The organism is Marinicella marina, from assembly GCF_030065545.1.
GTDB lineage: Bacteria > Pseudomonadota > Gammaproteobacteria > Xanthomonadales > Marinicellaceae > Marinicella > Marinicella marina.
In genome coordinates this window covers 48,069-61,786 of record NZ_JASJNC010000002.1, presented here as the reverse complement: position 1 = coordinate 61,786, position 13,718 = coordinate 48,069, and the positions used below count along the sequence as shown (strand labels likewise).

Sequence of the window (13,718 nt, the reverse complement as noted above, 5' to 3'; positions counted from 1 at the left end):
ATGGCTTCAGAACTCAGTGTTTGGTTGCATAACAACCCATATTCTCAAAAAACAGAGGCCAAGCCTCACTCGGATGCCATTTTACAACAGTTGCTACAAAACACGATGAATACTTCGGTTGAGGTGGACATTTTAACCAATAAAAATGGCAAGCCTTATGTCAAAGGTTCGATATTTTTCTCGCATTCTAACAGTGCTAACTTGTATGCCTACGTGGTAACAGAGGGCTATGAAATAGCGATTGATGTTGAGGTAATGAAAGACCGAGAAAAGCTACCCAAATTAGCTCGCCGTTATTTCCATCAGGATGAAATCAATTTCCTTGATCAATTCAGTGGACAAAGCTACGAGGACCATTTTTATCAACTGTGGACGCGCAAAGAGGCATGGTGTAAATTAGATGGCGGAACACTGTGGTCTTATTTGCGTCGTTCTGTGCTGTCTGGTGCCGAATTGAAAACCCAACACGGCGAAACTGTTTACATGCGAACCTTACCCAACATCAAAGGATTTGCTTGCAGTGTGGCCGCCACCCAAGTCATTGAAGACATTTGGTTGAATAACATTGGAATATTACAAAAAGCTTGTGAATAAAAACATTTGGACAACATTATTGGCTGCTGTGGTACTCAGCGCTTGTCATGTCACCCCCGAAACCATCAAAAAAGTTGAGCAAGTCGTTCAAGTTAAAAAAGATGCCACTATTACCTGTCCTACCGAACAAACCGATCGTTGTTCCATAGCATCACCGTTTGCTGATACTTTTGAATTAGCGACAAACAAAGCCCTAAATAGCATGATTTTGCTGGAGCATGGAGAACAGTCCCTGTTGGCCAGACTGCACCTGATCAGAGCCGCGCGCGAAACCATAGAAATTCAAAGTTTTATCTGGGTCAATGATGAAGCCGGTCATCTGGTGATCAGAGAACTGCTGGCAGCAGCCAAGCGCGGAGTCAAAGTCAAAGTCATCATCGATCAATTGTTTTCCATGGGAAATTCATGGTTGGTCACCGACATTGCTACCCTTCATCAGAATTTAGAGTTCAAACTTTACAATCCAGTATTCCAGGACGCCCATACTTCGGCTTTTGAATTTTTCAGTGCCATGGCTTGTTGTATGGCAAGACTGAATAAACGCATGCACAACAAGGCCTTCATCGTTGACAACAAATATGGCATCGTAGGAGGCAGGAATTACCAAAGCCGGTATTACGACTGGGATGAATCTTTTAATTACAAGGACCGTGATGTGATGGCCATTGGACCTGTCGTCGATGATATCAGTACTTCTTTCAGGAGTTATTGGCAAAGCCCACATGTGGTTCCTGTGGAACACTTAAGAGATGTCAGCGAGCGCATCTTGAACGGTCAACGGTCAAATATAGACTGGCAGCAACCCTTATCCCATAAGGCCAACAGCATCCTAGAACAAGCCACCAATCAAAATGTCATCAAGCATACTTTTTTCGATGACATCATCGAGGTTGAGCGGGTGGAATATTTCAGCGACACCCACGACAAACCCTTCAACAAAAAGGCACGCAAAGCCAATGATCAACTGACCCAAAGGATCCACACATTTTTTGCCGAGGCCAAGCATAAAATACTGATTCAAACGCCTTATTTGATTTTCAGTCGGCCTGCCCGCAAAACCCTGAAAAAATTACGCCGACAAATTCCCGACTTAGAATTGCTGGTTTCGACCAACTCACTGGCTTCGACTGATGCTTATTATGTCTATGCCATCTCCTACAAATACAAACGATTTTATCTGAAAAAATTGGGCATGCAAATCTATGAATACAAGGACCGGCCGGGCACAGTGGCCGAGGACTTTGCGCCTCATGTGATTGATGAAAAAACCCGCTTTGGCATGCACAGCAAGTCTTTTGTTATAGATGATTACATATCCATGATTGGTTCTCACAACTTTGACCCCCGTTCTGATGTTTTGAATACTGAATCTGGCTTTGTGATTCACAGCGAAGCATTTGCCAAAGCCCTGTCAGAAAAAATTCAAGTTGATATGACCGATGAAAACAGTTGGGTGGTTGCGGCTAAGGAACAAATTCCATTTTTCAGTCACATCAGCGGCTTCATTGCCACAATTTCTAGAAAGTTACCCATTTTTGACATCTGGCCTTTTCGCTATTCAACCAGCTACAAACTGAAACAAGGCTTTCCTGAAGTGCCGCCAAATCACCCTGACTTTTACCAAAATTATGAAGCAATTGGCAATTTTCCCAATGTTGATTTGTCTTCTAAGCAAATTCAAACGATAATAATATCTGCTTTTGCTGGTTTTGCTGAACCAGTAATGTAACGAGAAACTAAAAATGAACAACACCAATAAAATCATAACCATTGTCATCATTGCTGCATTAATTGGTCTGCCGTATTGGCGAATCACTCATAACAGCGAGTTCTTTGCAGAGGGCCTATTGTCCCATTTAAATGAGCTGGGAGAATGGTCACATCAAAGCATAGATACTTCTCTTAATGGCGAGGTGGTGATCAAAAATTTAACTTTCAGACCCACAGGTTATCAACAAACCATCAGCATCGATGCCATTGAAGTGCATACAGACATGAAAAAACTGCTGTTTTCTGGCTCATCTCGTTTGCTCAGCCACATCCCCACCAACTTAACCATGACTTTCCAAAACGCGCGGGTCAACCCTGGTAACGGAGACTTAAAGACTGCCATCAATCGCGCCAATTATTGGCCCATGGCAGCCAATTACCTCGGCGCCTTTGGATGTGGTGAAGGTGTTGGACCCAGTTTCAGTGATGCACAATGGCAACAAATACTGCCACAAAACCCCAATTTCAATTTGGAGTTGAGTTATTCCTTGGTCGATGATTACCACATCGATTTTAACCTCAACATCAACAGCCCCAGTAATTGGTTCATTGCTTGGTCCGGCACGTTAACCAGAAGCAGTGATGTTGAGCGCATCTCCTTCAATGACACTGTGATTGATACTTTGTATTATTACCATGCCGACCAAGGCTTCAACAAAAAGAGGAACGATGTTTGTGCAAAAGCAAACAAAGAATCCTTCGCTGCGTACCGCCTGAACAGCGCTGAGGAGATACAAAAATATTTGCGGGTTTTTGCTGGCCAAGAAATGTCCTCTTTTTTGAGCAACCAATACCAACGATTACTGACCGAGGACATCGAGCTCAATGCCATTTTTGATCTGCGTGAACCCAGATACATATTTGAAATAGCGGAAATGAGTCAGAAAAACTATTATGCCTTGATTGATATTGAGGCCGCTCTGGGAGAGAGCGAATACCAAAAAATTGTCCTCTCTGAAATCGACTACATCAATTTAGACATGGAAACCTTGCGGGCTGAAATGCAAGCCAAGCAAGAAGAGGCAGATCGCTTGGAAGCCGAAGCCAACAAACCCAAAGAGCTGCTCAAAACCATCACCACCACCATTGGCAAAAGCGTTAATGAGGTGACCGTCAGTGACTGGTCACAAGCAGTGGGGCAAAACATCAAAGTAAGAACCAAACGAGGTCGACCCATTTTTGGCAAACTGTCTTCCATCAATGACAAACAATTGACCATTGTTTCAAAATACATGCGGGGTAATGCCACCATCACAGTGATGCGTGATGATGTGGTATCAATGAGCATCACCCGATAAACAGCTTTGGTATCAACAACAACCAATTTATGGGGCCAATGGTGGTGGTGGCTGCTGCTGTTGATTGTGATTGGCTTGGTGGCACTGACCATGGGTTCTGTCCACACCCCTCTGGCTGCTGTTTTTAACAGCGATTCCGAATACTTTGAGATTATTTGGCAGTTGCGAATGCCGCGAATCATTAATGCCATGTTGGTTGGCGGCAGCCTGGCTTTGGCTGGTTTATTGATTCAAAACTTGGTCAAAAACCCATTGGCAGACCCCTATTTACTGGGGGTTTCAGGCGGCGCCGCCACGGTGCAGTTGGTGGTGATCATTTCTGGCATTGCTTTGGCTCAAAACACACTGTTTTTCTTCGGTTTTTTAGGCAGCCTTGCAGCCACCTTGTTGTTATTAAAACTGAGCTATCACGGTCAAATTAAACCTGAAAAAATCACCTTAAATGGTGTTGTTTTAGCCTTTGGCTTTGCTGCCATCATCAGTTTTGTTTTGGCCACGGCATCTGGTCAACAGGTCAAATCAATGATGTTTTGGCTGATGGGCGACATGAGTTTTGCCCAGCCCAATCTGTTGATGCCAGTGGTCATTTTGGCGTGCATGCTGCTGTTAATGAAACACCATCGGGCATTGGATTTGTTAGCCCGAGGTGAGTTGTTTGCCCTCAAATCTGGGGTCAATGCCCAGCGCATCAACTTAATCATATTCACCATCACAGCCTTGTTAACTGCCATGGCAGTGGCGCAAGCTGGCACCATAGGATTTGTCGGCTTAATCATTCCTCATTTGGTCAGGTTGATGACTGGTTTTAAACACCAAAACCTGATACCCATGTGCTTTTTAGTGGGTGCTTGTTTTTTGGTGGCTGCCGACACGCTGGCCAGAACCATCATGAGTCCCATTCAATTACCTGTTGGGGTCTTTACCGCCATGATTGGCGTGCCTGTGTTCCTCATGCTGAATAGGAAAGTCTGATGTTAAAGTTACAAAACTTATCCATCAGTCAAGACCAAGTGCCCTTGTTTAATCACCTCAATGTGAGTTTTAAACCGGGTCAGTTTTGGGGCATCATTGGCCAAAACGGTGTCGGTAAAAGCACCTTGTTGAGAACCATTGCTGGCATCAATAAACCACTTAATGGTGCGGTGTTGATTGATGGTACTGAGGTGACAACAATGCCGCCACAACTGCGCGCGCAAAAATTCAGCTACCTGTTCCAAGAACAAGAGGCCACATTGGCTTTTTCAGTCAGGGCCGCAGTGGGCATGGGTCGCTACCCATGGCACAGTAAAAAAGCCGATGACAACAAAATAACCGAACAAGCATTGCAACAGTGCGGCATCCAACATTTGGCTGAAAAATCCATACTGCGTCTCTCAGGTGGCGAACGCCGCAAAGTTGAGATTGCCACTTGTATCACCCAACAATCAGATTATCTGCTGCTTGATGAGCCTTTGAACCATTTAGATTTGGTTTACAAAGCACACATTTTAAAAGTGTTCTCAGCAATCAGCCAAAAGCGCTGCGTGGTGATGGTTTGTCATGACTTAGAAGTGGTCAAAAAGCACTGTACTCACGTGATGATGCTGTTTGCGAATGACTGTTATCTGACCGGCACTTCAGCTACAATATTAACTGACGCGAACATAGGCCGATTATTTAATGACCACCACCAGTATGATTAAAAATACATTCATGGCAACCATTGCCAAACAATGGTTAACGGCCAATATCATCAGCCAACAGGAATTCGCTAAGCTGCTGGAAAAATCAACGGTGTCCTCAGCATCTGTCCACCCCTATGTTTCTATCATTGACAACAAATTAGTCAACAAGAAAACGGGTAAACCCATCACCATGGAATTTTTGACCCAGTGGGTAGCTAAAACCAACAAATTGGACTATTTAAAGATAGATCCGACTAACATCAATGTCAATCAGGTCACTCAAGTCATTTCTCAGGCATACGCCAGGCAGCATCAAATCCTACCTGTTTATGTAGACAGTGATGAAATAGTGATTGCCGTGGCCGATCCAAAAAATACCAGTTGGCTGGCTGATATACAAAAAATTCATCGGCAAACCATCAGAAGGGTACATGCCAACCCGATCGATATTCAACGCTTGTTATTTGAGTTTTACGGCGTCAATAAACAAGTCCAAAGCGCCAAACGGCTGCATAAAAACAAAAGCTCCGACCCGATTCTTAATTTAGAACAATTGGTCAAACTGGGCACAAAAAAAGACATCAACGCCGATGACCAACATGTCATAGGACTGGTTGATTGGTTGTTACAGTATGCCTTTGACCAGCGCGCCAGTGACATCCATTTAGAACCCAAACGTGAAAACTGTCTGATCAGGTTCAGGATTGATGGCAAGTTGCTTAAAGTCTATGACTTACCGCCAGCAGTTATGGCCGCAGTTACCAGCCGCATCAAAATCCTCTCAAGAATAGATGTGGCAGAGAAGCGAAGACCACAAGATGGCCGCATCAAAACACTGTCTCAAGGTAACCGCGAAATTGAGCTGAGGGTTTCTACCATGCCGACCACTTTTGGTGAAAAATGTGTCATGCGAATCTTTGATCCCGATGCTGTGGTGGTCAATTATGAAGACTTGGGCTTTTCTGAAGGCGAGGCCGATAACTGGCGCCGCCTCATCAATAGACCCAACGGCATTGTGTTGGTTACTGGGCCGACTGGTTCAGGTAAAACCACCACGCTTTATTCCACGCTGAAAAAACTGGCCACCCCAGATGTCAACGTCTCAACCGTTGAGGACCCGATTGAAATGGTCGATCCCATCCTCAATCAAATGCAAGTTAACCCAAAAATTGGCCTGCATTTTGCTGATGGTGTGAGAACCTTGATGCGACAAGATCCAGACATCATCATGATTGGTGAGATACGCGATTTGGAAACCGCACAGATGGCCGTACAAGCCTCCTTGACCGGCCACTTGGTGTTATCCACCTTGCACACCAATGACGCCCCATCCAGTATCAACCGTTTATTAGACTTGGGTGTGGCTGATTATTTGTTGCGCAGTACTTTGGCCGGGGTGTTGGCCCAAAGGCTGATCAGATTACTCTGCCCACACTGTAAGAAACCGACCAAAGTTGACGCTGAACGCTGGGTTTCAATGGTACATCCTTTTGATATTTCGCCACCCAAAGAACTGTTTGAGGCGGTGGGTTGTGATGAATGTCGCAACACCGGTTATCATGGTCGCTCCGGCGTGTTCGAAATGATGCCGATTCATAACGACATCAGAAAGTTAATTCGCGATGATGTGCCGTCGGAAAAATTAGCCGCTGCGGCTTACCAACAAGGCATGATGCCTTTGCGCATTTCAATTTCTCATTTGTTAAAAGCCGGTAAAACTTCCTTGGAAGAAGCCATCAGGCTGGCGCCACCAGACGCGCATTGATTGATGTTCCTGATCATTCAAACGGGTGACCCTGTTACCCCTGCGCTCAACCAATTTGGTCGCTTTGACCAATGGTTCACAACGGCAATGGAGTTAACTCATGAACAAGTTCAGGTGGTTAATGTCCATCGCGGAGCGCCGTTACCCAACGACCCAGAAGCTGCAAACTATACAGGAATCATCATTACAGGCTCACCAGCCATGGTCACTGATGGCGATGAATGGCTGTTGTCCACACAAAATTGGTTGGAGGGCACATTTAAAAATCGCATCCCAACTTTAGGTGTTTGTTTTGGTCATCAACTGTTGGTTGATTTATTGGGTGGAGAAGTGGGATACAACCCCAATGGCAGAAATTTAGGCTTAAGTGAATTTACGCTACAAGCTGCTGCTGATCAGGATGCTTTGTTAGGACATTTAAAACCAGCATCAACCATTGACACATATGCTTCCCACCTACAAAGCGTTAAGAAATTACCAGCATCAGCGGTTCGATTGGGACATTGTGACTTGGATAAAAACCATGCCTTCCGTTCGGATGACTTTATTTGGGGCTTGCAGTTCCACCCTGAATGGAATGCTGCCATCACTGCCACTTATATTGAAGCCCGCCATGAGGATTTATTGGCAGAGGGTCGAAAACCTGAGCATATGAAACAAGCACTGAAAGCTTGCCCAGATGCCTATGATTTGTTGCCTCGATTCAGAGATTTAGCAAAGTCTTTCAACTGAAGCTTTATAGACCATTGGGCGTTGAACTAAAAACCTGTTAACGGCCAATCAGACTTCGGCGTTGTGGTACACGTTTTGTACGTCATCCAATTCATCCAACATCTCTATGAATTTTTCAAAATTCGGCATGTCATCGGCTGAAATTGGCGTGGTGGTTTGTGGTACGAATTGGATTTCGTCAACATCAAAATCAATCTCAGGATAAGCTTCTTCCAACGCTTGTTTGGCTTTGAAGTATTCTGTGTGCGGGGTAAAAACAGTTAATTTGCCGTCCTCTGATTCAATGTCAGTGACATCCACATCGGCATCCATCAACACTTCCAAAGCAGCATCTTCATCATCACCTGAAAAAACCAAAATAGCGGCATGATCGAACATGTGCATGACCGTTCCTTGGGTACCAATTTTGCTGTCGGTTTTGGTAAAACATAAACGCACATCACCAAAAGTGCGGTTTGGGTTGTCGGTCAGACAATCAACAATCACCATACATCCCCCTGGACCGTAGCCCTCATACCTGGCCACTGCAAAATCTTCACCGCCGGCTCCTTGTGATTTGTCCAAGGCATTTTTAATCACATGTGCTGGTACTTGTGCTTTTTTAGCGCGATCTAATAAGCTGCGCAATGACAGGTTACCGTCCGGGTCAGGGCCACCAGCTTTGGCACAAACATAAATTTCTCGACTGAACTTACTGTATATCTTGGCGTTTTGATCTGATGTTTTCGCCATTGATTCTTTGCGGTTTTGAAATGCTCTGCCCATAGTGATGCCCTAGATTTGATGAATGTGTTGTATTTTAACGCGAACGCTGATTTTTGCAAAACCACGCTCGCAGTATTTTCTATTTCTTGATGTGTAAACCAGTGGTTACCCGATTCAAATCAAATGTAATTTGGTGTGGTTGTTCATTGTGGGTGTATTCAATCACCAACAACTGCGGTAAAGGCACAGCAGGGAAAAATAAATCTACCGCCGAACCACTTTGACTGACTGTCAGAGGTAAAATGGTTTTGCGTGCTTGGATGCGGTTATTGACCTTGGTGTTATAGACCAATTTGGTCATACCAGAAATAACCAATGCAGGTACTGCAACAGCCACCCCAACACCGACAGAAGTCAAAGTACCTATGGACCCTGTGGCAGTGACCGCACCGGCCAAATACCCACTGCCCAAAGCAATCGACACACCAGTCACTGAGGCATGGGTTGAACCCTGACCCAGCTTGACTTTATAGCCTGCTTTTTTGTATTTTTTCTTCAGCACTCTGGTGCTTCTATTTAAGGCTTTGCGGCTCTCTTCATGACCATGCCATTCACCCATTTTGTCTTCAATGTGAACTGACTGCAGCACGATTTCACCGCTTCCTGCTTGCGCCCTAATGGTCAACAAATACTCATCCCAATTGGCATCCTTAACCCATGCTGTGGGGTTGTTCCTGACCAAGATTTTATCCAATGAAACGATGACATGCGCATCAGCGAAAACATCCAAAGGATCTTCGCTTTTATCAACCGCGGGTTTGTTATTGATTCTGGGACCGCCACAGGCACAAAGCAACAACACCATGGTTGTTATCACTAAAGGTGAAGAATTCAGATTTTTCTGAGACATGAGCCGTTCCGTCGAAAATATCGCAGTGTATCACTTTTATCAGTTGTTGTTTGCTTTTGAGGTGGCCATGACCTCGATTTCTATCTTTATTTCATCATTCATTAAGTCAGCGATGATCAGTGTGGCAGCTGGTTTGGCTTGACCTAAGTACTGGCGCATGATGGGCCAACAAGCCTCAAAGTCATCGGCATCAGCTAAGATATACCGCACCCGCAAAACATCAATTAAATTAACCTCAACAGCTTTAAGGGCCAATTCGATATTTTTAAAACATTGGATGGTTTGTGCCTTAACACAAGACTCAATCTGCATTGATTGATAGTCATAACCAGTGGTGCCAGAAACAAACACATAGCGGCCATCATCCACCGCCCTGGAATATCCAATGCGGTTTTCAAACTCAGATCCGCTGTTGAATCTTTTGATATTCACAGGCTTATTTTATGGCAATTAAAGAAAAAAACCATTTCAGCCCAGCCAAACATGATCAGCTTTCATCATGCACCTTCGGAAAATACATTGCATGAATCATAGTTGCCGGTTTGTAGCCCGCGTTTTAACCACTTGACCCGTTGCGCTGAGGAACCGTGAGTAAAGTTTTCAACTTTAACTTCACGCCCAGCTCGAGATTGGATGGTGTCATCACCAATCGATGCAGCGGCGCGCAAACCTTCTTCTACATCGCCTGCTTCAAGCATATTTTGTTGTTTATTGGCATGATGCGCCCACACCCCAGCCAAACAATCAGCCTGCAATTCCATCATCACTGATAACTGATTCACTTTGGCTTTGCTGCCAGCTTGTTGTTGCCATTGACGCACTTGTCGCGCTGTGCCAGTGATGTTTTGAATGTGATGGCCCACTTCATGGCCGATGACATAGGCCCGGGCAAAGTCGCCGGGAGCACCCATGCGTTCTAACTGCCTGAAAAAATTCAAAGACAGGTAAACCTTGCTGTCAGCAGGACAATAAAACGGTCCAACGGCTTCAGAATTGATGCCACAACGTGATTGTACCTGGCCCTCATACAGCACCATGGATGGGGCTTGATACTGTTGATTAGAATGGCTGAAAATTTGATTCCAGATGTCTTCAGTGGAAGCGAAAATTACCGATGAAAATTCCGCTTGTTCCTGCTCAGCGGCAGACCTCTGTTTGGGGATTTGTACCTTTTGTTGACTGCTGCCACCGGTTTGTTGCATCATGCCACCCAACAGCGTCAATGGGTTCTGACCCGTGACAACAGCATAAATCAATGCCAAAACTATCATACCACCAGAAAGTTTTGCGCCGCCTTTAACCACACCACCGCGACCGCGTCGATCCTCAATTCGGGTACTTCTTCTGTTACCTTTCCAACGCATATTTAAATCCTAAATACTGAAAACCAAACAGTATAACTGATAAATCAGCTGGGTTATTTGACTTCATGGTTAAATTTTGTAAACGCGAAGTACAAAGCGATGATTGCCAGCGCATACAGTGCCAACTGGTGATTGATGACATCTTGGTAATTTCCACCAAAATACATCAATTTGTGTAACGCATCCATGACCCAGCCAGAGAGCAAGAACATGGCCAATGTTTGCATCCATTCAGGCGCCACCAAACCCAAGGACTTTTTGGCTTTTATCGGTTCACCAATCACTCAATGGTGGTTGATAGACACCTCACCCATTGTCGGTTTTAACAAACCTGATATGCAGTTGATGGTGGTTGATTTGCCGGCACCATTGGGTCCCAATAAACCGAATATTTCTCCCGACTCTACCGTAAAGTTTATGTCCTCAGCCGCTGTGAAATCGCCATAATTTTTAGATAATGACTGAATTTTGATCATTTTTTATTTGCCATGGTTTAGTGTTTACTCTCTATTAACTATTATAGAAGCAAAATGTTACAATGTGGATCACCTTATTTTTGAGCCTTATTTCCCTTGAAGTGGTTGAATATCATATTGGCAATCCTGATTGTTTGGGCCTTGTTCCAACAACAATTCGGTGATGGTGGCAGAAAAGAGCTCAAAGCCAAACAACTGTTGTTGGAATCACAACAAGTAGAAATTGAACAGCTGAAGCAGCGCAATGAACAACTGGCTGCTGAAGTTTCCAGCCTAAAAACCGGTTTAGATGCCATTGAAGAACGCGCCCGATCTGAGCTGGGCATGATCAAAGAAGGCGAGACCTTTATCCAAGTCATCAACCAATCAGATCAAGATGGCAACTGATAGACCCAAGCGACCGCACGTAATTATTGTTGCTGCAGGCACCGGTGATCGGTTCCAAAAAACAGCCGAACAACCAACCTCAACACCAAAACAATACGCATTGATTGATGACAAACCGGTACTTTGGCACACCATACAAGCATTCAATGAGATTGAGGTTGAAGCCATAACAGTGGTGCTACACCCCAAGGATGAACACTGGTCACAATTTGATTTCAGTGGTTTCAAACCACCTCTACAAACCTGTATCGGTGGCAATGAACGACACGATTCAGTGCGCAATGGCCTGTTATCAATTCCTGACTCCGATGACACATGGGTACTGGTCCATGATGCCGCCAGACCTTGCGTCAGCACAGCAGAGATCAAAGCTTTGATCCAAGCCTGTCAACAGCAGTCGAAAGGCGGTTTGCTGGTTAAACCATGCAGTGACACCATCAAAAAATCACGCAACGGTGAAACGGTCTACAAAACCATCAACCGCGATATGCTCTATGCGGCCCTGACGCCACAAATGTTTTTACGCAAAGACTTACTCCAAGCCCTGACACTATTTGAGGCCGACAGCATCACCGATGAGTCATCAGCTATAGAAGCACAAGGCCAACACCCCATCATGGTTCAAGGCCAAACCAGTAACATCAAAATAACCACTTATGAAGATTTGGCGCTGGCGAGGTTCATACTGCAACAACAAGGGAGAATTCAATGAGAATAGGCAACGGCTTTGATGTACATGCTTTTGGGCCTGGTGATTATGTAACATTGGGTAACATCAAAATCCCCCATGATCATGGTTTCATCGCACACTCTGATGGTGATGTATTGATCCATGCCATTTGTGATGCTTTACTCGGTGCTTGTGCACTGGGGGATATTGGTCAGCACTTCCCGCCTTCCGACCCTCAATGGAAAGGTTGTGACAGCGTGGTTTTTCTCAAGCACTGTCATGATTTAATTGGCAAACAAGGCTATCAAATTGGCAACATTGACTGCACCATTATCTGCGAAGCACCAAAAATCGGCCCACATGTAAAAACCATTCAAGCCCGACTGGCTGAAATATTAAATACTGAAACCAACCAAATCAGCATCAAAGCCACCACCACCGAAAAACTGGGCTTCACCGGTCGAGGTGAGGGCATTGCTGCTCAGGCGGTTTGTTTGTTACTCAAACAGTGATTTAAATAGGGTATCAAAGCGGTACCTGAAGTACTGATCAAAAGTATTCTGCACCAACACATCATAACCCTCGGCGCCTAAGTGGAAACAATCAACCACCACACCCGCATTCAAACGCATTGATTGCACGGGGCTGGGCAAACTCAAATCGCCGGGGGGCTGAATTTGTCCGGGTGGAATCACCGGATTGGCATCAGGGAAACCAAAATAATTTTGCATCAATCCTGAGTGACTCACTTGGAATACTTTGGGATTGGTGGTAGCTGAGGATGCAAAAGCTTGTTCGAATGAGACTGCGATGGTGTTCAATTCCAGTGGCGTGGGATTACCTAAATCATTGTGTAGGTTGGCACATATGATGCCTGTGAAACCACCGGTGGTGTCCTCAAAGTTGGGATAATCATAAAAACTCAAGACGATTTCCATGTTGATGTCTTGGGCCAAAATATGATCAACCACTATTTGTAAATCAATGATGATTTGGTTTTGAATCGCGGTCACTGCCATCGGTGTTAATGCCACGTTCCACTGGGCCAAGAAATCATTGCCTCCCAAGGTAAGTTGTACCGTGTCGATGCTGGGGTTGGCGGTCAAGGCGTCGGTGATTTTTTGTAATTCACTGGGCACCACCCAATCGGCTGCGGTTGAGCCACTGATGGCCACCACGTCACCCAATGCTGTGAACTCTGGGTAATTGCTGTCAGCAAAAACCACATTGTGAATGCCATCATTCCATTGTTGTTCGGCCCAGCTGTCGCCAACAATCAAAACCTTGGTGGTTTGCGCCATCAGCGCACAGGAAACCATCAACAAAAGCACTGCTGAAATCTTCTTCATCTTTATAAACCCTCTGTTTTTTGTGTTTTATAAA

General features: G+C 44.9%; 17 protein-coding genes. 10 read left to right on the top strand and 7 right to left on the bottom strand.

The genetic code is table 11. The annotated features are described in order from the left end of the window. From QNI24_RS02990 to QNI24_RS02960, 7 genes are read left to right on the top strand one after another with little or no spacing between them, the layout of a single operon-like run. Complete coding sequence (locus tag QNI24_RS02990) at positions 1 to 594, top strand: 4'-phosphopantetheinyl transferase family protein (protein ID WP_267174801.1); 594 nt, start codon at positions 1 to 3, stop codon at positions 592 to 594. After that, a complete protein-coding gene (locus tag QNI24_RS02985) occupies positions 587 to 2,323 on the top strand; it encodes a phospholipase D-like domain-containing protein (protein WP_267174800.1) in 1,737 nt (578 codons plus the stop codon). The genes QNI24_RS02990 and QNI24_RS02985 overlap by 8 nt, the downstream gene beginning before the upstream one ends. Positions 2,324 to 2,336: 13 nt before the next feature. Beyond that, entirely contained in the window at positions 2,337 to 3,662 is a 1,326-nt protein-coding gene (locus QNI24_RS02980) for a hypothetical protein (protein WP_267174799.1), read from the top strand. Between the two features lie 6 nt (positions 3,663 to 3,668). Then, the gene (locus tag QNI24_RS02975) at positions 3,669 to 4,634 is read left to right on the top strand and encodes a FecCD family ABC transporter permease (RefSeq protein WP_267174798.1); all 966 of its coding nucleotides are present in this window, start codon (positions 3,669 to 3,671) and stop codon (positions 4,632 to 4,634) included. Next, complete coding sequence (locus QNI24_RS02970) at positions 4,634 to 5,344, top strand: ABC transporter ATP-binding protein (RefSeq protein WP_267174797.1); 711 nt, start codon at positions 4,634 to 4,636, stop codon at positions 5,342 to 5,344. The genes QNI24_RS02975 and QNI24_RS02970 overlap by 1 nt, the downstream gene beginning before the upstream one ends. Beyond that, a complete protein-coding gene (locus QNI24_RS02965; protein ID WP_267174796.1) occupies positions 5,322 to 7,091 on the top strand; it encodes a GspE/PulE family protein in 1,770 nt (589 codons plus the stop codon). The genes QNI24_RS02970 and QNI24_RS02965 overlap by 23 nt, the downstream gene beginning before the upstream one ends. 3 nt (positions 7,092 to 7,094) lie before the next feature. Beyond that, positions 7,095 to 7,823 (top strand): glutamine amidotransferase, encoded by a 729-nt coding sequence (locus tag QNI24_RS02960; protein WP_267174795.1) that lies wholly within the window; start codon positions 7,095 to 7,097, stop codon positions 7,821 to 7,823. Positions 7,824 to 7,871: 48 nt separating this feature from the next. Here QNI24_RS02960 and QNI24_RS02955 read toward each other — a convergent pair whose 3' ends face one another. The 6 genes from QNI24_RS02955 to QNI24_RS02930 all read right to left on the bottom strand — a co-directional run bounded on the left by QNI24_RS02955 (position 7,872) and on the right by QNI24_RS02930 (position 11,278). Beyond that, positions 7,872 to 8,588 (bottom strand): YebC/PmpR family DNA-binding transcriptional regulator, encoded by a 717-nt coding sequence (locus QNI24_RS02955; RefSeq protein ID WP_267174794.1) that lies wholly within the window; start codon positions 8,586 to 8,588, stop codon positions 7,872 to 7,874. Positions 8,589 to 8,667: 79 nt separating this feature from the next. Then, positions 8,668 to 9,438, bottom strand: a complete 771-nt coding sequence (locus tag QNI24_RS02950; RefSeq protein ID WP_267174793.1) for a hypothetical protein — start codon at positions 9,436 to 9,438, stop codon at positions 8,668 to 8,670. Positions 9,439 to 9,477: 39 nt separating this feature from the next. Continuing rightward, positions 9,478 to 9,870 carry a RidA family protein gene (locus QNI24_RS02945; RefSeq protein ID WP_267174792.1) on the bottom strand — a complete coding sequence of 131 codons (393 nt, stop codon included), beginning with the start codon at positions 9,868 to 9,870 and terminating at the stop codon, positions 9,478 to 9,480. Positions 9,871 to 9,935: 65 nt separating this feature from the next. Next, entirely contained in the window at positions 9,936 to 10,802 is an 867-nt protein-coding gene (gene ypfJ / locus QNI24_RS02940; protein ID WP_267174791.1) for a KPN_02809 family neutral zinc metallopeptidase, read from the bottom strand. Between the two features lie 53 nt (positions 10,803 to 10,855). Continuing rightward, positions 10,856 to 11,086: a hypothetical protein gene (locus QNI24_RS02935; RefSeq protein ID WP_267174790.1), complete on the bottom strand. Its 231-nt coding sequence runs from the start codon at positions 11,084 to 11,086 to the stop codon at positions 10,856 to 10,858. After that, positions 11,087 to 11,278: an ATP-binding cassette domain-containing protein gene (locus tag QNI24_RS02930; protein WP_267174789.1), complete on the bottom strand. Its 192-nt coding sequence runs from the start codon at positions 11,276 to 11,278 to the stop codon at positions 11,087 to 11,089. It lies immediately after the preceding gene. 96 nt (positions 11,279 to 11,374) lie between these two features. Between QNI24_RS02930 and QNI24_RS02925 the strand changes: the two genes are divergently transcribed. From QNI24_RS02925 to ispF, 3 genes are read left to right on the top strand one after another with little or no spacing between them, the layout of a single operon-like run. Beyond that, on the top strand, positions 11,375 to 11,665 hold the full coding sequence (locus QNI24_RS02925) for a septum formation initiator family protein (protein WP_283708486.1): 291 nt from the start codon (positions 11,375 to 11,377) through the stop codon (positions 11,663 to 11,665). Further along, entirely contained in the window at positions 11,655 to 12,377 is a 723-nt protein-coding gene (ispD, locus tag QNI24_RS02920) for a 2-C-methyl-D-erythritol 4-phosphate cytidylyltransferase (protein WP_267174787.1), read from the top strand. The genes QNI24_RS02925 and ispD overlap by 11 nt, the downstream gene beginning before the upstream one ends. After that, a complete protein-coding gene (gene ispF / locus QNI24_RS02915) occupies positions 12,374 to 12,847 on the top strand; it encodes a 2-C-methyl-D-erythritol 2,4-cyclodiphosphate synthase (RefSeq protein ID WP_267174786.1) in 474 nt (157 codons plus the stop codon). Before ispD ends, ispF begins: the two co-directional genes overlap by 4 nt. Here ispF and QNI24_RS02910 read toward each other — a convergent pair. Next, positions 12,833 to 13,684 carry a hypothetical protein gene (locus tag QNI24_RS02910; protein WP_267174785.1) on the bottom strand — a complete coding sequence of 284 codons (852 nt, stop codon included), beginning with the start codon at positions 13,682 to 13,684 and terminating at the stop codon, positions 12,833 to 12,835. The genes ispF and QNI24_RS02910 overlap by 15 nt on opposite strands. Positions 13,685 to 13,718: the final 34 nt, after the last annotated feature.